The 20,644-nt window shown below is 31.9% G+C and carries 20 protein-coding genes; 6 read left to right on the top strand and 14 right to left on the bottom strand.

The genetic code is table 11. From position 1 onward, the window contains the following. Window positions 1-42: 42 nt before the first annotated feature. Together OLM52_RS13695 and OLM52_RS13690 are read right to left on the bottom strand one after the other, a co-directional pair. Complete coding sequence (locus tag OLM52_RS13695; RefSeq protein WP_264549050.1) at window positions 43-1,776, bottom strand: DUF6029 family protein; 1,734 nt, start codon at window positions 1,774-1,776, stop codon at window positions 43-45. Between the two features lie 3 nt (window positions 1,777-1,779). Then, window positions 1,780-2,253, bottom strand: a complete 474-nt coding sequence (locus tag OLM52_RS13690) for a TlpA family protein disulfide reductase (protein WP_264549049.1) — start codon at window positions 2,251-2,253, stop codon at window positions 1,780-1,782. Window positions 2,254-2,355: 102 nt separating this feature from the next. Between OLM52_RS13690 and OLM52_RS13685 the strand changes: the two genes are divergently transcribed. Next, window positions 2,356-3,639, top strand: a complete 1,284-nt coding sequence (locus OLM52_RS13685; RefSeq protein WP_264549048.1) for an Omp28-related outer membrane protein — start codon at window positions 2,356-2,358, stop codon at window positions 3,637-3,639. Window positions 3,640-3,704: 65 nt separating this feature from the next. Here the strand turns inward: OLM52_RS13685 and OLM52_RS13680 are convergent, their stop codons facing one another. The 5 genes from OLM52_RS13680 to OLM52_RS13660 are packed head-to-tail and all read right to left on the bottom strand — an operon-like array spanning window position 3,705 to window position 6,851. Beyond that, window positions 3,705-4,466, bottom strand: coding sequence for a TPM domain-containing protein (locus OLM52_RS13680; RefSeq protein WP_264549047.1), 762 nt, complete (start codon window positions 4,464-4,466; stop codon window positions 3,705-3,707). Window position 4,467: 1 nt separating this feature from the next. After that, window positions 4,468-4,905, bottom strand: coding sequence for a TPM domain-containing protein (locus OLM52_RS13675; protein WP_264549046.1), 438 nt, complete (start codon window positions 4,903-4,905; stop codon window positions 4,468-4,470). Further along, window positions 4,905-5,507: a LemA family protein gene (locus tag OLM52_RS13670; protein ID WP_264550555.1), complete on the bottom strand. Its 603-nt coding sequence runs from the start codon at window positions 5,505-5,507 to the stop codon at window positions 4,905-4,907. The genes OLM52_RS13675 and OLM52_RS13670 overlap by 1 nt, the downstream gene beginning before the upstream one ends. Before the next feature lie 34 nt (window positions 5,508-5,541). Continuing rightward, entirely contained in the window at window positions 5,542-5,874 is a 333-nt protein-coding gene (locus OLM52_RS13665; protein WP_008256484.1) for a MerR family transcriptional regulator, read from the bottom strand. Beyond that, window positions 5,874-6,851: a M23 family metallopeptidase gene (locus tag OLM52_RS13660; RefSeq protein ID WP_264549045.1), complete on the bottom strand. Its 978-nt coding sequence runs from the start codon at window positions 6,849-6,851 to the stop codon at window positions 5,874-5,876. The genes OLM52_RS13665 and OLM52_RS13660 overlap by 1 nt, the downstream gene beginning before the upstream one ends. A gap of 176 nt (window positions 6,852-7,027) precedes the next feature. Between OLM52_RS13660 and alaS the strand changes: the two genes are divergently transcribed. Then, window positions 7,028-9,664: an alanine--tRNA ligase gene (alaS, locus tag OLM52_RS13655; RefSeq protein WP_264549044.1), complete on the top strand. Its 2,637-nt coding sequence runs from the start codon at window positions 7,028-7,030 to the stop codon at window positions 9,662-9,664. A 4-nt stretch (window positions 9,665-9,668) separates the two neighbouring features. After that, entirely contained in the window at window positions 9,669-10,157 is a 489-nt protein-coding gene (locus OLM52_RS13650; protein WP_264549043.1) for a hypothetical protein, read from the top strand. Window positions 10,158-10,195: 38 nt separating this feature from the next. Here the strand turns inward: OLM52_RS13650 and OLM52_RS13645 are convergent, their stop codons facing one another. After that, complete coding sequence (locus tag OLM52_RS13645; RefSeq protein ID WP_264549042.1) at window positions 10,196-10,567, bottom strand: RidA family protein; 372 nt, start codon at window positions 10,565-10,567, stop codon at window positions 10,196-10,198. Between the two features lie 143 nt (window positions 10,568-10,710). Here OLM52_RS13645 and OLM52_RS13640 point away from each other — a divergent pair, with 143 nt between their 5' ends. Next, window positions 10,711-11,313: a hypothetical protein gene (locus OLM52_RS13640; protein ID WP_264549041.1), complete on the top strand. Its 603-nt coding sequence runs from the start codon at window positions 10,711-10,713 to the stop codon at window positions 11,311-11,313. 29 nt (window positions 11,314-11,342) lie between these two features. After that, entirely contained in the window at window positions 11,343-12,296 is a 954-nt protein-coding gene (locus OLM52_RS13635; RefSeq protein ID WP_264549040.1) for a GSCFA domain-containing protein, read from the top strand. Between the two features lie 4 nt (window positions 12,297-12,300). On the opposite strand, the gene OLM52_RS13630 is transcribed toward OLM52_RS13635, so the two are convergent. Next, window positions 12,301-14,217, bottom strand: a complete 1,917-nt coding sequence (locus tag OLM52_RS13630; RefSeq protein ID WP_264549039.1) for an ABC-F family ATP-binding cassette domain-containing protein — start codon at window positions 14,215-14,217, stop codon at window positions 12,301-12,303. Window positions 14,218-14,362: 145 nt separating this feature from the next. Here OLM52_RS13630 and OLM52_RS13625 point away from each other — a divergent pair, with 145 nt between their 5' ends. Beyond that, complete coding sequence (locus tag OLM52_RS13625; RefSeq protein WP_264549038.1) at window positions 14,363-14,776, top strand: DUF983 domain-containing protein; 414 nt, start codon at window positions 14,363-14,365, stop codon at window positions 14,774-14,776. A gap of 18 nt (window positions 14,777-14,794) precedes the next feature. On the opposite strand, the gene OLM52_RS13620 is transcribed toward OLM52_RS13625, so the two are convergent. The 5 genes from OLM52_RS13620 to gldK all read right to left on the bottom strand — a co-directional run bounded on the left by OLM52_RS13620 (window position 14,795) and on the right by gldK (window position 20,525). After that, on the bottom strand, window positions 14,795-15,847 hold the full coding sequence (locus tag OLM52_RS13620; protein ID WP_264549037.1) for an NAD(P)/FAD-dependent oxidoreductase: 1,053 nt from the start codon (window positions 15,845-15,847) through the stop codon (window positions 14,795-14,797). 65 nt (window positions 15,848-15,912) lie between these two features. Further along, window positions 15,913-16,836, bottom strand: a complete 924-nt coding sequence (gene gldN, locus OLM52_RS13615) for a gliding motility protein GldN (protein WP_264549036.1) — start codon at window positions 16,834-16,836, stop codon at window positions 15,913-15,915. A gap of 49 nt (window positions 16,837-16,885) precedes the next feature. Next, on the bottom strand, window positions 16,886-18,412 hold the full coding sequence (gene gldM, locus OLM52_RS13610) for a gliding motility protein GldM (RefSeq protein ID WP_264549035.1): 1,527 nt from the start codon (window positions 18,410-18,412) through the stop codon (window positions 16,886-16,888). Window positions 18,413-18,461: 49 nt separating this feature from the next. Next, a complete protein-coding gene (gene gldL, locus OLM52_RS13605) occupies window positions 18,462-19,109 on the bottom strand; it encodes a gliding motility protein GldL (protein WP_264549034.1) in 648 nt (215 codons plus the stop codon). Between the two features lie 51 nt (window positions 19,110-19,160). Further along, entirely contained in the window at window positions 19,161-20,525 is a 1,365-nt protein-coding gene (gene gldK / locus OLM52_RS13600; protein ID WP_264549033.1) for a gliding motility lipoprotein GldK, read from the bottom strand. Window positions 20,526-20,644: the final 119 nt, after the last annotated feature.

Below are 20,644 nucleotides of genomic sequence, written 5' to 3'. Positions count from 1 at the left end.
TTAGTGAACCTAACGAGTTTTTTTAAGTATAATAGTTTCTATTTAAAACGATTTAGTCAAAGTAATTCCTAGACCTGTACTAGGCGGAACAAATCTACAAACACCTCCAGCGCAAACTAAACCACCTCTTTGACGTCCATAGTTTATAGCAAGTCTTGTACTCCCTTTTTTATAAGCACCACCAAAATTATAGAAATGAATATCAAATTGGTCAGTTGTATCATCGATTAATATAGAAGGGTCATGTTTATAACCATAATTATACATATCTGAAGCAAAGACAGAAAATTTGGTGTTTAAATTATATTCTACTAAAATAGCAGCCCAATTCTTTCTATCATTATCAGCCCACATATGTTCTAATGCGATTTTCGCTGCTCTACCTTTAGAAAATTTATAATCCCCTTCAACAGCAAGAATATTAGTTTTAACTGTTACTCTTGATGCTCCTGTAATTAATCGATTGTTATAATATTGATTGATGTATGCAAAATTATAAGTTGCTTTAGAAGATACTCTTTTAGTCACTTCTAAGTTAAAATCTGAAAAATATTTTTTACCAAAACCAAAAAATTCGGTTTTATAATCTGGCGGAAATAAAACATAATCAGCTTTTAAATTATTCCAATTGCTAAAATTAACAGCAATTTTAGTTCCATATTTTCCTCCTAATTTAGTATCTTTTTTAAAATCATAAAATAAGTCAATTTGCCCGCCAATTTCGCCTGCTTTTGTTACTCCCGTATCAGGATCAATTAAAACTTGAGCTTGGGCTTGATATACATAAATATTGGCTAAATTAAAATGATGTTGCTTCGTTAAACTTGGTACAAAATTCATCATTTTATCATTAAAATTGATACTTGTTGCCAAAGCTTCAGGATAATCCTCTGGAACTCTTTCAGAATAAAAACTCATGTTTTCAATTCTTCTAAAATTCACATCCATTCCAAATCCTTTTTTTGAATAACCAAAATTCAGCAACAAAGCAGAACCGGGCTTAACAAAATCATTATTTATCGCTAAATTATACAATACAGCATCATCTGATTTGTAGTTGTATTCAGTAAACAAATAAAAATTATTTTTAGAAAAATTAATTCTTCCAGCAAAAGCGTTGGTAAGTTTATCGAAATTTGGATCTACCACATCTGTTTTTTCATATCTACCTACATAAGAAAAACCTACAGATAAATCAGAACCTTCTATTTTTAGCATTTTAAAAAGGTTAATATCCGAATTGAATCCATAAATATCACCGTCTGAAACATCAAAACCTGTTCTGTGATTTCCATAAAGTGCTGTAAACAACAAGTTATCTGTTGGCGTGAAAGTTACCTTTCCTCCACGAATGGCATTGTTAATTCCTAATGATCGGTCTTCCCAGCTTCTTAGCAATAATCCGCTACCAAATTGTTCGTAGAAGTATCCAGCTGTAACGTCTAACTTTGTAGACTTATAAGTTGCATAATAAGTTGCTACTTTCGTTTGGTTATACTTTGGATTATAATTCAACAGTGCATTTGGTTCATATGCTTCACCTTGAATACCTGCTGACCATCTACCATAATTAAGATTCAAATTCAAATAGCTGTTTGAACGAAATGGATCTTCTGGATGATTAATTTCTCTTTCTTTATCGTTTGTATACCATTGTGAATTTGATTCTAATCCTCCAAAAAAGTTTAGTTTAGTTTTTTCTGTAGTGGTATCATTTGTTTGACCAAAAACTGCAGTGCTTAATGATACTAAAAATAATAGCGAAAATTTTTTCATGATTTATAAACTCTTTAATTTTTCAAGTAATTCTTCTTCGGCACCAGGCGTGTGCCCATTTTGGATAAAGACAATTTTTCCATTTTTAACAACTACTAAGTAAGGAATATTTGCAATTGACAATCTTCTTTTCAAATCTTGATTCGTATCCAAAAGAACAGTATAGGCCCATCCTTTACCATTAATTAATGGTTTTACACGCTTCTGAGTTCTTGAATCATCCGTTGAAACAGCTATTATTTCAACATTAATTTGCGTTTTCCAATCTTCATAAACTTCACTAATTGCTTCTAACTCTTGTATACATGGTGCACACCAAGTAGCCCAAAAAGAAAACACATAAAGTTTGTCATTTTCATTAAATGATGAAGTGCTTACTGTCTCACTTTCAAGAGATTTTAAATCAACTGTTGGAAATTCTTGCTGTGCAAAGGATATATTTGCAACTAACAAAATAAATAAGAATATTTTTTTCATTTATAGAAATTATTTGTTTTATTTGCAAATAAAAAGAATAAAATTAACATTTTATAACATTTTTTTAACTTTAATTAACTTAACTTAACTAACAACCAAATTATGAAAAAAATTTTATTAGCATTTGCTATTCTAACATCACTGATTTACACGTCTTGTAGTAGTGATGGAGGTTCTGGAAATAATACAACTGTTTCTGTAACTTCTGATTTTACATCAAGATATGTAAATGAAAATATTACCTTAACTGCTACTGATGGTGATGGAAATAATGTAACTAGCGATGCTACTTTTTATGTAAATGACGTTGCAATTGTTGGCAATGTTTACACATCTGCAACTGCAGGGACTTTTAATGTAAAAGCTACTTATGATGGAGCAACTAGCTCAAATTTAAGTGTTGTTTTTAATGCAGTGCCTATTCCTTTAACTTCGATTACGGTAACTTCTAATCCAAGTTTTATTGACGCAGGAGGTGTATTAAATTTTGCTTGTTTAGGCAATAACGGAAGTAGTGTAACAGCAAATTCTACTTTCTTTGTAAATGGTTCTGCCGTTACAGGAAGTTCTTACACTACAGATGTTGCTGGAACTTTAGATGTTTATGCTACACATGTTAATTCACTTGGAGCAACTTTAACTTCACCAACAATTCAAGTTACAGTTAACCCAGTTATCAACTTTAATAAAAGAGTTTTAATTGAAGATTTCACAGGTACTTGGTGTCAGTTTTGCCCAAGAGTATCTTATGCAATTGAGCAAGTTAAAGCACAAACATCTGACGTGGTTGTAACTGCAATTCACAGAGGTTCAGATCCATACAATTTTACTGGAGCCACAGCTTTAGAAAATCAAATTGGATTAACAGGTTACCCAACAGCAATGCTAAATAGAAATACTGAATGGAATTATCCTGAAACTTCAAATGCTTCAATAAATCAAGCCGTTAATTTAACTTCAGGAGTAAATCCTAAATTAGGTGTTGCAATGGAAACAACAACTTCTGGAAACACTTCAACCGTTAATGTTAAGGTTAAATTTGGAAAAAGCTTTAGCAATTTAAAATTGGTTGTTTATGCACTAGAAGATAACTTAATTTACAATCAAACCAATTCAACTTCCTATTATGGTGGTGTAAATCCTATTGTTGGTTTTGAACATGACCATGTATTAAGAGCGGTATTATCAAGTAGCATTTTAGGTGAAACTATTACAGGTTCTACAAACCTTAATGATGAATTTTCTAAATCGTTTACTTATACAATTCCTGGAAATGTAAATGCAAGTAATGTTCGTTTTGTTGCGTTTGTAATTGACTCATCAAACAAAGCTTTAAACGCTAGACAAGCTGGACCAAACGAAAACCAATCATTTGAGATTGAATAAACTACCCCTAAACTATATGACAAAAAAGCCCGCAATTGCGGGCTTTTTTTATATTATAATTTTGATTACCAACTTCCGCTAGCTCCTCCACCTGAAAATCCACCGCCTCCGAAGCCACCGCCGAATCCACCAGATGAACCACCTCCAAAGCTTCCACCTCCACCAAAACCTCCACCACTTCTACCTAAACTACTTAAGATAATAATATCTGCTAAATCAATTCCGCCTGAACCACCTGAACGGCCTCCTCCTTTTGATTTAGAAATAATTAAGATAATAACGAAAATAAAAATAATGACGGGCAAAATAGGAAAACTCTTGCTTTTCTCTTTTCGAGTGCCTTTGTACTTCCCCTTTAATACATCAAAAATTGCATCAGCACCTTTGTCTAACCCTTCAAAATAATTATCCGTTTTAAAATAGGGTGTAATTATGTTTCTAATAATTTCGCCTGTTATACCTGCTGTCATGCGATCTTCTAAACCATAGCCTGATCGAATAGAAATTTCTCTATCATTTTTAGAAAGCAAAATAATCATTCCGTTGTCTTCATCTTTTTGACCAATTCCCCATTTATGCGCCCAATTCGTGGCAAGAACTCCAACATCTTCACCTTGTAAACTTGGAATTGTAATAACCACAATCTGTGTAGATGTCGAATCAGAATAGCGAACTAATTTTTCTTCTAATCGTTTTTCATCTGATGTGTTTAAAATATCTTCATAATCATAAACACTCGTTTGAAAACTAGGTTTTTTTGGAATATCAAACTGCGCATGAGCCATCAATCCGCTTAAAGCTAATACAAATAAAAATAACTTTTTCATATTAACTTCTTGAGATTTCGTTAGACAATTCGTTGGTATCATCAGATTGATAAGGGAAATATTTTTTCAATCGTTCGCCTGCTCTAAGAATTCCTTCTACCAAGCCTTTCTTGAAGTTACCTTCTTTAAAACTAGCAATTACCGTATCTTTTGTACAATCCCAAAAATCAGATTCTACTGCTTCATTGATTCCTTTATCACCCAAAATAGCAAACTTTTTATCCGAAACACATATGTAAAACAAAACGCCATTTCGATCTTGCGTTTCGTCCATTTTCAATTCAAAAAAAACCTCCTGAGCTCTCTCAAGAGGTGATTTTTCTGTATGTTCTTCAATGTGCACACGAATTTCTCCCGAAGTATTTTTTTCGGCTTCAACAATAGCTTGAACAATTTCTTGCTCTTCTGCTTTTGATAAGAAATCTTCGGTTTTTGACATTATTTTTTCTCGTTATTAAAATCAAATTCTACATCCACTGGTTTTTCAGCACCTGCAACTGCTTTAAATACTGCCTTTTCTTTATAATCTGACAAAATTAAACTTCTTGGCATTTTTAAAACATAGTTGTTATACTTTTCAACAGACTCATTAAAACGTGTTCTTGCTGTTAAAATCTGATTTTCTGTACTAGCCAATTCATCTTGTAATTTCAAGAAATTTTGATTCGCTTTTAAATCAGGATATCTTTCAACCGTTACTAATAATCTTGATAAAGCAGAAGAAACACCACTTTGTGCTTGATTAAATTGTTCAAATTGTTCAGGTGTAATATTTGTTGGATCAACAGTTATTGATGTCGCTTTTGCTCTTGCTGAAATAACAGCCTCTAAAGTAGATTTTTCAAAATCAGCAGCTCCTTTTACTGTTTTAACTAAATTTCCAATCAAATCATTTCTTCTTTGGTAAGATGTTTCCACATTTCCCCATTCTTTCTTCACGGCTTGATCTACTGTGATTGCTCCGTTTTTAACACTAATATACCAAAATATAAGGATTAAAAGTAATCCACCACCAATCATCCAAGGCAAAAATTTTCTCATCATTTTTTTAAATTTTTAAAGTTTATTAATTTGTTTATAGTTGATTTTTAATCGTATTCAGTTGTGCTTTAATCGTTTCTAATTTGCTAATAATTTCAAATTTATCGAGCGTTTTTTTCTGACCTTCTTTCAAATGTGTTTTTGCACCTTCTAGAGTAAACCCACGTTCTTTTACCAAATGATAAATCAATTGCAAATTCTTAACGTCTTCTGGCGTAAACATTCTATTCCCTTTGGCGTTTTTCTTTGGTTTTAGAATATCGAATTCTTTATCCCAAAAACGAATTAGGGATGCGTTGACATCAAATGCTTTGGCTATTTCGCCAATGCTGTAATATCTTTTGTTTGGTGCTAATTCTAAATGCATTAATCTAATGATTGGTTTTCTTGATTTGCTAATTTTGAAATCTCTATATATTCTTTTGCTGAAATACTTCCATAATAAAAGTTCAGCGGATTTACGCGTTCCCCATTTTTAAATACTTCATAATGTAAATGTGGCGCCTGACTTCTTCCGGTGCTTCCTACATATCCAATAATATCGCCTCGCTTTACACGTTGTCCTGGTCTGCATTTGTATTTGCTTAAATGTGCGTACAACGTTTTATAGCCATAACCATGATTAATTTCAATGTGATTTCCATAACCCGATAACGATGCATCAGCTTTAAAAACTACTCCATCACCTGTAGCATAAATTGGCGTTCCTGTTTTGGCTGTAAAATCCATGCCATAATGAAACTTTCTTATTTTTGTAAACGGATCACTTCGATAACCATAACCCGAAGCCATATGCTTTAAGTCTTCGTTTTTAACCGGTTGAATCGCAGGAATTGCTGCTAACAACTTCTCTTTTTGTTTAGCTAAAGCAACTATTTCATCTAACGATTTGGATTGAATAACCAACTCTTTTGTTAATACATCCACACGTTTTGTTGTGTTTTCCATTAACTCCGAATTATTAAAACCTTGCAAATCTTTGTATCTATTTACACCTCCAAAACCAGCTTTTCGTTCTTCCTCTGAAATTGGTGAAGTATTAAAATATATTCTATAAATATTATTATCTCTATTTTCAATGGCTTCCAAAACTTCATTCATTAAATCCAGTTTTTTGTTCAAAACCTTGTAATTTAAAGCTAAAGTTTCTATTTCTCGTGCCTGAATTTTATCTTTTGGCGTTTCAAAATAACTGGTGTTTATCAACAACAAAAAAATTAAGAACCCAAACAAAGCCGAAGACACTAAAAACAACACAATATAGCCAAACTTCTTCCTTTTTTTAGTCTGAATACGCTTGTAGGCTAAATTTTCTGAATCGTAATAATATTTTACCTTCGACATAAATGAAAATATACTATTTTTGTGCCAAATTTATTGATTGACATAGGTTATACGAACAAATTTAAGAAATGTTTCATTCTAAAGCTATTTTATTTTTTAGTTGGGATGTTTTTCGAAAATCTAATTTCATATTCTTATCAAAATCAATAATTAAAACTAGAACTAAATAATTGATAATGAAATCACAAGACATTCGTAAACAGTTTTTACAATTCTTCGAATCTAACGGACACTTAATTGTTCCTTCTGCGCCAATCGTTTTAAAAGACGATCCAACCCTGATGTTTAACAACTCGGGAATGGCCCAATTCAAAGAATATTTCTTAGGCAATGGCACTCCAAAAAGCCCAAGAATAGCCGATACGCAAAAATGTCTTCGTGTTTCTGGAAAGCATAATGATTTAGAAGATGTAGGTTTTGATACTTATCACCATACCATGTTCGAAATGTTGGGCAACTGGTCTTTTGGCGATTATTTCAAAAAAGAAGCCATCAACTGGGCTTGGCAATTATTAACGGAAGTCTATAAAATTCCGAAAGAAAATCTATATGTTTCTGTTTTTGAAGGAAATCCTGATGAGAATGTGCCGTTTGATCAAGAAGCATGGGATATTTGGAAGGAATTAATTAGCGAAGACCGCATTATTTTAGGAAACAAAAAAGATAATTTCTGGGAAATGGGTGACCAAGGACCATGTGGACCTTGTTCTGAAATCCACGTTGATTTACGTACGGAAGCAGAAAAATCGTTAGTTTCTGGAAAAAGTTTAGTGAATAACGACCATCCACAAGTAGTGGAAATTTGGAACAACGTATTCATGGAATTCAACCGAAAAGCTGATGGTTCACTAGAAAAATTGCCAGCGCAACACGTTGATACCGGAATGGGATTTGAGCGTTTGTGTATGGCATTACAAGGAAAAACATCAAACTATGATACCGATGTTTTTACACCGCTTATTGAAAAAGTAGAACAAATTACAGGATTAAAATACACTTCTAACGAAGTTAAAAACATTTCAGAAGAACAAAACAAAACCAACATTGCGATTCGTGTAATTGTGGATCACGTTCGTGCTGTAGCATTTGCAATTGCTGATGGACAATTACCATCGAATACTGGTGCTGGTTATGTAATTCGTAGAATTTTACGCCGTGCAATTCGTTACGGATTTACGTTTTTAGGCACTAAAGAGCCTTTCATTAATAAATTGGTAGAAGTATTAGCGAATCAAATGGGCGAATTTTTTCCAGAGATTAAATCGCAACAACAATTGGTTACTAATGTAATTCGTGAAGAAGAAGCTTCTTTCTTGAGAACTTTAGAACAAGGATTACAATTATTAGAAAACGTAATGGCTGAAACCACTGGAAAAGAAGTTTCTGGCGCAAAAGCGTTTGAATTGTATGATACTTTTGGTTTTCCAATTGATTTAACAGCCCTAATTCTTCGTGAAAAAGGATACGATTTAGATGAAGCTGGTTTCAATGTAGCAATGCAAGAACAAAAAGCGCGTTCACGTGCAGCTTCAGAAGTTTCTACTGAAGATTGGAATGTTTTAATTCCAGGAAATGTCGAAACATTTGTAGGATATGACAAAACCGAGAATGAAGTAAAAATTACGCGTATTCGTAAAGTAGATTCAAAAAAAGATGGTGTTTTGTACCAAATTGTTTTAGACAATACGCCTTTTTACCCAGAAGGTGGAGGACAAGTTGGTGATAAAGGCACATTAGTTTCAGCAAACGAAACGATAGAAATTATTGACACTAAAAAAGAAAACAACTTAATATTACATTTTGCAAAACAACTTCCAGAAAACATTGAAGCTGGATTTGTAGCAAAAGTAAATACCGATTTAAGAACTTCGACTTCTAAAAACCACTCGGCTACGCACTTGATGCATTTGGCTTTGAGAACCATTTTAGGAACACATGTGGAACAAAAAGGTTCTTTAGTGAATCCAAATTACTTGCGTTTTGACTTTTCGCATTTCAGTAAAGTTTCGGATGACGAATTACGTCAGGTTGAAGCAAGTGTAAATGCACAAATCGAAGCACAATTACAATTGGTAGAACATAGAAATATTCCAATCAAAGAAGCATTAGACAAAGGTGCAATGGCATTATTTGGGGAAAAATATGGAGACAATGTTCGTATGATTGAATTTGGCGATAGTAAAGAATTATGTGGTGGAATTCACGTGAAAAACACCGCTGAAATCTGGCATTTCAAAATCATTTCTGAAGGAGCAGTTGCTGCTGGAATTCGTCGTATAGAAGCAATTACGGGTGATGCTGTGAAAGATTTTTATACTTCACAAGAAAACACATTGGCGGAAATAAAAGAAGTATTGAAAAATCCACAAGATGTTTTAAAATCAGTTGCTTCATTACAAGATGATAATGCGAAATTGAAAAAACAATTAGAGCAATTAGTAAAAGAAAAAATCGAAGGATTAAAAAATACGTTAGTTGCCGATTTCCAAGAAATCAACGGAATCCAATTTTTAGCAAAACAAGTAGATTTATCAATGAGTTCGACTAAAGATTTAACTCAAGCTATTGGAACTTCAAAACCAAACGCATTTGTATTTTTAGCATCAATTGAAGATAACACTCCAAATATTCACTGTTATATTTCTAAAGAATTAGTTGCTGCAAAAGGATTAAATGCAGGAACTATAATCAGAGAATTAGGAAAATTCATTGATGGAAATGGTGGTGGACAACCATTCTTCGCTTCTGGAAAAGGAAAAAATGTAGATGGAATTAAAGAAACATTAGAGAAGGCTGTGGACTTTTTAAAATAAAAAAATGAAATTTATAATAACTTTATTACTGTTAATTCTTACTAATTTAGGCCATTCACAAAGGTTTCCAACACCTCCTTCAAGTAGACAAATTAATAATCAATTAATGAGTCAACATAATCAAATGATGCAACAGCAACAGATGATGCGAATGTTACAAAATAGAGTAGTTACTAATGAAGAAAAATTAGTTAATGAAACAACCAAGAAGGAAAAATTCGAACAAAAACAAGAAGAATTAGATATTAAACTGACCCAATTAACAGAGGAATTAGTTGAAATTGATAATAACAAGGACCTTTCTTTAGAAGAGAAAACAAAAAAAACAAATAAAATAAATAAGGAGATTGACAAGACTCTTGACAAGATTGAGAAAAATTCTGAAAAAATTAAAACTTCCGAAAAGAAAATTGAAGGATTAGAACAAAAAATCGAAGCTTCAAAAAAAGAGATAGAAGCAGAAGAAAAAAAAGAAGCAGAAGAAAAAAAATAAACTCAAAACCCGATACGTTTAAAACCTATCGGGTTTTTTCATTCTATCACAGCAATCGCTTCTATCTCAATCAGCCATTCTTTTCTTCCTAAGCTTTGAATTCCGACTAAAGTACTTGCAGGATAATTTTCATTCCCAAGAAAATCTTTTCTCACTTTTCTGAAAATTGGCAAATCGATTTCTGGATTAAAATTTACGATGTAAGTATTCATTTTTACCACATCTTTAAAAGCAGCATTACTATTTTTAAGTTGTTTTTCTAAATTCTGAAACACAGCAATAGTTTGTGCTTCTAAATTTAGGCCATCGCCAATTTGCCCTGAAATATATATTGTTTTAAAACTTCCTGTTTTTACAATTACTGTTTGAGAAAAACCTTCATTAGGTTCTAAATAATCTTTTATAATCATTTTTAATGCATTAAATACTTCGTAAAATTAATCGTTTATTTATAATTCTAATTTAAAACTTACCTCTAAAACTGAATTGTCATTGGCTTAACAATATCAAACTTAAAAAATGTTTATCTTTGAGAAACTAAAATTCTATTTTTATGAAAAATATTATAATAGCTATAGCCTTTTTCTTTTTATCGTTTGTAAATGCTCAAGATAAACAAATATATTCCTTAGAGTTTTATTCTTGGGTAGGAGCTAATGATAATATATCGTATGAAATGGCTTCAATTATTTTTGATTCAAATCTTGACACAGAAGATTACTATTGCAACAGTAAAGAATATGATGCGTTAATAAGAGTGAAATATTCAGAAAAAGGAATAGAAAAAATATTTGATTACAATGCATATGTAACCATATTATATCTTGATAATCAAACTGAAATACAAAATAAAAAAGGTAATTTTTACAGTATGATTATTGACGGCTACGCTCCTGCAAAGTTAATTAAAGGCAGTGGAAGTTATAATCCTGATAATTTTGTAGTTACTGGTATTGTTACTGGAAATAAACCTCATGTTATTAGTGCTCATCAACTAGATGATGCTGAATTTCTTCAACAAAATATTAAATATGCACCCATAAAATCAGATTATATTAAAACCGCAGATGAAGGTCGTACTAAAATAAAAAAATTCTTTTCTTCAACTGATGAATTATACAGATCATTAATGCTTTTTATGGCTAATTTTGACTAGTTTTTTATAATTTTTTTTAAGATTAAACAATGCACTTCACCACAAAAATTCCGATTCAAAAAAATAATTACCCGATAGACTATTCTTCTAAAATAGTTTTATTTGGTTCTTGTTTTGCTTCAACAATGGGTGAAAAATTTAAATATTTTAAGTTTCAAACAACACTTAATCCGTTTGGGATTATTTTTAATTCCGTTTCTTTAAAAAAAATCATTGAAAGAAGTATTGAAAAAAACTATTTCACAGAAAACGATATTTTCTTTCATAATGAGTTATGGCATTGTTTTGAAGTACATTCGGAACTCTCAAATTCGGATAAAAATGTATTTTTGAATTCCTTAAACGAATGTATTGATGCCACACATAAACAATTAAAGGATGCAACACACATTATCATAACACTAGGAACGTCTTGGGTGTATCGAAACATCAAAACCAACCAAGTAGTTGCCAATTGCCATAAAGTGCCGCAAAAACAGTTTACAAAAGAATTACTTACTATTGAAGAAACTGAGAAAAGTTTGAAGAATATCCATACTTTAATTCATTCGGTTAACCCTAATTGTAAATTCATTTATACGGTTTCTCCTGTTCGGCATATTAAAGATGGTTTTATGGAAAATACGCTGAGCAAAGCACATTTGATTGCTGCTTTACATGCCTACAATTTCCAATTTCCTTCTTCCAGCTATTTCCCTTCTTATGAAATCATGATGGATGAACTGCGTGATTATCGTTTTTATGCCGAAGATATGTTACATCCTAATCAAACAGCTATAGATTACATATGGATTAAATTTTTTGAAAATACTATTTCGGAAACAGAATTTGGATTAATGAATGAGATTTGCTCCATTCAAAGAGGACTGAAGCATCGTCCGTTTAATAAGAATACGGAAAGTCATCAGAAGTTTATAGCAGATTTAAAAACAAAAATGACAACTATTGAAAAAAAGTTGCCATTTATATCTTTTGAAAGTTAAAAAACTAACTATTCAACTCTTCAATTTCTAATTGTATATTTTCCCAATCTTCTAATAATTTTTCCAACTCTTTTTTCTTTTTTTCGTAAGCTGCAAAAAAAGTAGCATCTTCAATATGTTTGTCGTAATTTGAGGCTAAGGCTTTATCGTCGTGCTGAATGTCTTTTTCTAATTGCTGAATTTGACTTTCAATTTTACTTAATCTATTTTGCAATGATTTAGCTTTCTTTTGATCTTCGTATGAAATATTTTTTGCTGCTTTATTCGCATTTGCATTCGTAACTACATCTTTCTTTTCAATTTCGCGCATATTCATCGCATTTTTCTGTTCTAAGAAAAAGTTAATGTCGCCTAAATATTCTCTAATTTTCTGATCTTTGAATTCGTACACAATATTAGACATGCCTTGCAAGAAATCACGGTCATGAGAAACCAATAACAAAGTTCCTTCAAACTGCTTTAAAGCGGCCTTTAAAACGTTTTTAGACTTAATATCTAAGTGATTGGTCGGCTCATCCATAACCAAAACGTTTATAGGTTGTAAAAGCAATTTACAAAGCGCCAAACGATTTCGTTCGCCACCCGAAAGCACTTTTACTTTTTTCTCTACATCATCACCACGAAATAAAAACGAACCCAACATATCGCGAACTTTAGAACGATTCGTATCCGTTGCAGCGTCTTCCATAGTTTGTAACAATGTGATTTCGCCATCTAAATATTCCGCTTGATTTTGCGCAAAGTAACCCAATTGCACATTATGACCTAATTTAATAGAACCTTCGTATTCAAATTCGTTTACAATGGCTTTCATAAATGTTGATTTTCCCTGTCCGTTTTGACCAACGAAAGCCACTTTACTTCCTCTTTCTACTAAAAGTGAAATATCTTTTAAAATGGTTTTGTCACCATACGCTTTGGTAACGTGTTCTGCTTCAACAACAACTCTTCCTGGTGTTTGTGAAACTGGAAACGATATATTCATCACCGAATTATCGTCTTCATCCACTTCAATTCGTTCAACTTTATCTAATTTTTTAATCAACGATTGCGCCATTGAAGCTTTTGAAGCCTTGGCACGAAATTTCTCAATTAGTTTCTCCGTTTCTTCTATTTTTTTAGCCTGATTTTTTTGAGTTGCCAATTGCTTTTCACGAATTTCCTGACGCAATACCAAATATTCTGAATACGGTTTATTAAAATCGTAGGCTTTTCCTAAAGAAATTTCAATGGTTCGATTGGTAACATTATCCAAAAACATTTTATCGTGCGAAACAATTACGACTACTCCGGGGAAATTTCGCAAAAAACCTTCCAACCAAATGATACTTTCAATATCCAAGTGATTGGTTGGCTCATCTAAAAGTAGGATATCGTTTGATTGTAATAATAATTTTGCTAATTCGATACGCATTCTCCAACCGCCTGAAAAAGTATCAGTTTGATTTTCAAAATCTTCCCTTTTAAATCCAAGACCTAAAAGAATTTTTTCGGTATCTCCAACATAATTATAACCACCTAATACTTCATAATGATGCGTTACATCGCTCAATTCTTCAATTAAATCGGAATATTCCTGACTTTCATAATCGGTTCTTGTAACTAGTTGGTGATTGATTTCGTCGATTCGAAATTCGGCACGTTTAATTTCTTCAAAAGCTTGGTAGGCTTCTTCCAAAACAGTTCTTCCCTTGACAAAATCGATATCCTGACGAAGAAATCCCATTTTTACTTCCTTCTCTGTAGCTATTTGACCCGAATCTGGAGCAAAATCTTTGGCTAAAATTTTCAACATAGTTGATTTTCCAGCACCGTTTTTTCCAACTAGTCCTACTCTATCTCCAGAACCTAGTCTAAAAGTAACTTCTTCAAAAAGATAAGTTCCACCAAATGAAACCGATAAATTATGTATGTTTAGCATTTAAAAAGTATATGAGTTTAAAAGCTTATGAGTTTAAAAGTCTACAACTAAAAAAAACAAATTCTCGTTAAACAAATTGATATTTGTAATAATTGTTACACAACAGATTATTTGTTATTGTACCTTTGTGTAAAATATTTTGCAAATGTTAAAAAAAGGATCCAAATTAAATAGTATTTTAACAGGAAGTTGTCCAACTTGTCATGAAGAAAGCATGTATTTAGACAAAAATCCGTATAATGTTGTTGATGTTTATAAAATGCACGAAAATTGTAGTCATTGTGGAACCAAATATAAAATGGAACCTTCTTTTTTTTATGGAGCCATGTATGTGAGTTATGCACTTGGAATTGCATTTGGTGTAGCTGCATTTATTATCACTTATTTCTTTGTTGGTGAAAAAAGTTTAATTAATAATTTCATCGTAATTATTGCAACATTAATCGTTTTTATGCCAGTAATTATGCGTTTATCAAGAAACGTATGGATTAATATGTTTATGAGTTATGATAAGGACTGGGAAAAACACAAAGGAGAGAAAAAAGCGACACTTAGATAACCAAAAAACCGAAACAATTTAGTTTCGGTTTTTTTTATAACATCTAGTAATATCAATTTCTTTTTCCAAAGGAATACTATTTTCAATATGCTGAAATAGTTGATTCGCTAAATAAGGACCAAGCATAACTCCACGAGTACCTAAACCGTTTAAAACATGCAATTGCGAATGAATTGGATGTGTTCCAACTAATGGTCTTCTGTCTTTAACTGTTGGGCGAACACCCGCAAAATGTTTTATAATTTCAAAATCACACGAAATTAATTCAGAAAGTTTTTCAACTAATTCTTGTTTTCCAGCTTCGGTTGGCTTGTTCGTTTTATCTGACCAATCATACGTTGCTCCAACTTTGTATAAATCTTTACCTATGGGTAAAATAAAAACACTTGATTTTACAACTACATCTAATTGCAATTTTGGTGCTTTTATAATTAACAATTCACCTTTAGTTCCGTCTAACGGCAAATCATTAAAATAAGGATTAGCGTGTAATCCAAAACCTTCTGCAAAGATAATATGCCTAGCTTTAATGTTTTTATATTGAATGAATCCATCTAAAAATTCAATTTCATCATAAACAAAAGCATCGTCAGAAAAACTATTTAGTGATTTCAGATAATTAGAATACGCTCCTATTAAAATTGAAATTTCAAGATAACCAGTATGATTCACTTTTCCATAGTGAAATGGAGAAGCAATACTTTCATAAGAATTTGTAACTAATTTTGAATCTAAAAAAGGTGCTAAATTTGGTTTATCAGCTGCTTGGAACCAATTATTTTGTTCTTCTATAGAAAATAATTTACGAAGAATTGGCATTTCAAAATCGAAAACCACATCTAATTTAGTTTGAATATTATGATACAACGGGAATGCAAAGTCGATTTGTTCTTTAGCTTTCCAAACTTCACTGAAACGCTTTAACACAACTGGATTATATAATCCACCGGCTACGCGAGATGAAGGTTGCGAATTATTATCAAATACAAAAACTGATTTATTGTTTTGTAGGGCAATTTCAGCAAATGAAATACCAGCTAAACCATTTCCAACGATTAAAAAATCTATCATGGTGTAAAATTAAAAAACTCTTACCAATGGTAAGAGTTTTTTTAAATGAAATTGGAGAAATAAAATTAATAATTCCACATATCTTGTTCAAAGTCGCGAATTTTTTCTTTTACGCGCTCAGATTCTAATAATTGCATTTGTGCATTTTCTTTCATATAATCTTTAATCATACGATCGCCATACACATTTTCTTCTTGATAAACTACTCCACTGAAACGTCTTGCATTTAATAAATGGTCAAATGTAAAAGACATTGCAGAGTTTCTGTTATTAAAAGCTTTAGCTTCATGTAATACATCTCTAGAAGCTGGGAAATAAACCCAAAATAATTCAACCATTTCTTCCTCTGTTTCTTCATTTCCCATTGTATAAACATCGGGAACCATAGGACAAATACCTAACATTCTGTATTTTAATTCTCCTTGACGTTTATCAAAATACCAGTATCCAACAACTTTATATGCATCAACATTGTAAGCTTGAATTTCTGTTTTTCTAATATACTCTTCAGAAATTTGTTTAGAACCTTGTCTGTAAGCATCAATATCTTCATTCATTTGTTCTCTACCAACATCAGATGTGTCAATTTTAAACAAAGAAGCTTCAATATCTTTTAATGTTTTCTTAGTAGTGAAATAACTAGAATCATATACTTCAGAAATTTTTCCTTCTTTAATTGCAGAAATTAAAACATTATAAAGTGGTCTTCTATCTGGAGAAGACATAACATCACCATCTACAGGAAAATAAAGCGGAAAGTTTACTCTTTCATCTAAATCAATAACTTCCCACATACGTTTACCCATTAAGATATCTCTGTCATGAACATATCCGTAAGGTAATGGTTTATCATTGTCTGCACTTAATTCTGCTTCCGTTTTTTTCCCGATTTGATCAGGTGTTTTAGCGTTCAAAAGATTAGACTGAGCAAAGGTAAAAGAAGTACTTAAACCTAATACTAAAATTGCAATACTATTTCTCCAATTCATCTTTATTCATTTTTATTTGGTTTATACTATAAACACAAAATATAGTTTTTTATTGTATTTCGTAAGTACAAGGCGATACACGTTTTGCAACCTGATCAATTCCTTGGAAACTTGCTTTAATTTCAGAAATGATAACAATATCTCCTCTTGAAGCTTTAGCAATTGCTGCTCTTGCTCTTGAATCCATCTTGCTCCCAGATACAACAATAGTTGGCTGACCTGGAACTTTAATATTAAATTGAGTTACATTAACGCTAACTGGAAAATCAAAATCTTCCATAACAGCAGTAACTGAACACACTTCTAAATTAGATTTTGGACCTTTATTTTTGTCAGTACCTCCAACTTTACCAGTTGGTGCAGGCAAACCTTTAATTCTAAATACTTGAGCACTTGACATTGGTTTACCATCAGGCATTGTAGCTGTTACACTAATTTTAACTTCAGCACCTGATTGAGGTTTTAACATAAACTTTCCATCTCCTACTTTAGTCATTCCAGGAGCACTTGCATTAACTTTGTTAGAAGCTATACCAGGAACAGAAACAGAGATAGGATTAGGTACTCCACGATAAACAACATTCATTTTATCAGCTGAAATTATTGCTTGATTAGGGCGAGGTACTACAACATAAGTACCTTTAAATGGAAGATTAATTGGTTTACCATTTTCTTTAAAATTAAAAGAACCAGCTAAAGTTTGTTCACCAATACCTCCAGCGGTAGTTGAAATAACAGCTTGACCATTTACTAATTTCCCAGGACCAACAAAACCTTCAAATTTTGCGTTTGGATCATATTTACCCAAAACAACTTTACCAGAAACTTGTTCACCTGCAAAATAAGCATTCTTTTCTAAAACAACAATTGCTTCAAATTTACTATAAGAAGATTCATCAACAGCAGCTTTACCAAGTGCAGAATTAATTACATCAGTTTCGATTTTTTTAATATCGCTTTGCCATGCAGACAACTTAGCTAATGATGCAATCTGAGGAAATCCTTTAAAATGATAATCTAGAAATTTAACACTTACTCCTTCTTTATTTTTAACATCCGCAGTATTAAAAGCATCATTAACTTGTTTTAAGATAACACTATACTTAGAATCACTCAAAGCAGATTTCATTTCTGATTTATAGCTTTCAATAGCTGACATAACTTCATTACCTCTTTTAGTATAACCATCGCCAGTAAACCAACTATGATCTAAGTTATCAGCTTTATCCATAGCTTCATAAGGCAATTTACCATCTTCAGACTCAGTTCCTTTTAAATTTTCTATTTTCAAAGTTTCTATAAAACTATAAAACTTTTTAGATGCATCAGATACTTTATGTGCTGTTACAGCAGCATTTATAAATTCTCCTTTTGATTCTTTAGCCTTTAAATCTAAAGCAGCTAAACTTTGCTCATTAGATTTAGAAGCAGATTCATTTGATGTTTCGAATTTTTCATTCATCAAACCAAAAGCCGAAAGTACTTCTTTTGACATATTCATTGCCAACATTGCGATAAAAACCAAGTACATTAGGTTAATCATCTTCTGTCTAGGGGTTAATTTTCCTCCTGCCATTTTTTCTTTAAATTAGTTTTAATTAATAAATATTTAACGATAAAACTAATTATCCTCTGTTACTCATTGCAGTAAGCATACCTCCGTAAACAGCATTTAAAGATGCAATGTTTGAAGTCATAGATTGCATTTGTTCTTTTAATTTAGCTGCATTATCAGCAATCTCTTGATTTGCAGTAGCATTTCTAGAAGCACTGTCTAATTGTAATTTATATAAGTTATTTAAAGCTTCCATTTGCGCAGCTGCCGTAGACATTTCTTCAGCATATTTCTTTTGACCAGCCATAGCATCTACAGTTGGAGAAATAGATTTTGCAGCTCCTTCGAAATTTTTAATACTATTTCCTAAGCTTGCCATTAATTCACCATCAATTTTAGCTTCTTTTAACATATTATCTAATTTTTGAGATAATAATCCTTGTGCTTCAGCAGGATTTTCAGTTTTTGCTTTTTTTCCAGTAGCTTCACCACCTGCTAATTCAGGGTAAACTAATGACCAATCAAGTTCTTTTGCCGGCTCTTCAAACGCAGAAATTGCAAAAATTGCAGCTTCTGTTACAAGACCAATGGTTAACATAACAGTACCCGTTAAAGGTCCAATTTCAAAGTGAGCAATTTTGAATAATGCTCCAATAATAACAATCGCAGCTCCCATACCATATGAGAAATTCATAACTTTTGGTGATAATAATGCCATAATAAATAAATTTTAGTTAGTTAAGTTAATTATATAAAAATTGGTTAAATACTATTTTGGTCTGTTACCAGTTGCAGCTGTCCCCATGTAATCTTGAACAGTTCTAAAACCGATGTAACTTCTTGCTGAATCAGCGTATTCGAAATCACGAGTAGAAACTTGTAACATGTAACCTACATCTTTCCAAGAACCACCACGAACAACTTTACGTTGGTTTGTTTTGTCCGCTACGTGTGGATTCATAGTTGAAACAAATTCGTATGCCTCAGCAAAATATGAAGATTCTGTCCATTCAGCGACATTACCCGCCATATTGTACAAATTATAATCATTAGGCTCATATGATTTTGCTTCTACTGTATATAAAGCACCATCTGCAGCGTAATCTCCACGGTTTGGTTTGAAATTAGCCATAAAGCAACCTCTGTCATTTTTAGCATAAGGACCACCCCAAGGATATGTTGCTCCTGAAATACCACCTCTTGCAGCATATTCCCATTCAGCCTCAGTTGGTAAACGGAATGAATTTACTTGATCTCTTCCTTTTTTCTTTTTAACATAAGCATTTTTATACATTGTTCTCCAAGCACAAAATGCTTTAGCCTGATTCCAAGACACCCCTACTACTGGATAATCTCCATATGCTTGATGCCAAAAATAGTCATTATGCATTGGTTCATTATATGAGTAAGCAAAATCTTTAATCCATGCTGTTGTATCAGGATAAATTTCAATTGGCGGCGCATCTTCATAAAAGTTTTTACGCCCCTTTTTCTTTACCGCTTTATTTAAATCAACTTGATTGTATTTAAATTTTAATTTCGAAGCATCGATAGTCTTTAAACCATTATACGACTCAGACTCAGGTAAATACATTGAATCCATTACTTCTACATAAAATTCATCAGGATATTTAGAAGGTTCTTTTATCAATTTTACTTTTCTGTTCAATTTTCTCCCTGCATAAATATCATCATCAGTACCAAGACTGTAATAATTTTCATACATATATTTATCATAAGGAGTCATTTTTGCTGGATCAACATCAGCAAAGGCAAAATCACCAATACCATCACCAGGTTTTTTACCTTGTTCGTCTGCTAAAATAGCTAAACGAGTCATTATTGTTGAGTCTTTTACCCATTCAACAAATTGACGATACTCACTGTTTGTGATTTCTGTTTCATCCATATAAAATGAACGTACGGTAACTGTTTTTGTAGGTGCGTCTTGTATATTAGCTAAATCATCATCTGATTTACCCATAATAAAGGCTCCTCCAGGAACTAATGTCATCCCATAAGGCTTCTCAGGATGCCATTTTCTTCCTTTAACTCCTACTACTTCTCCTTTATCGCCTTTACCACAACTGATAAACAATGACAAAATTGCTGAAAATGCAACAAACTTCTTCATATAAATTTGGGTTAAATGTAACTTCTTTTTAAGGGCGTAAACCTATTCAATAATTTTCAAAAAAACAATTTTTTTTTTAAAAACGTACAAAAAATATTAAAAATTAATAATACTCTTAC

It is taken from the genome of Flavobacterium sp. N2820, assembly GCF_025947285.1.
Taxonomy (GTDB): Bacteria; Bacteroidota; Bacteroidia; order Flavobacteriales; family Flavobacteriaceae; genus Flavobacterium.
The sequence above is the reverse complement of the archived record's forward strand: the minus strand, read 5'-3'. Positions and strand labels throughout refer to the sequence as shown.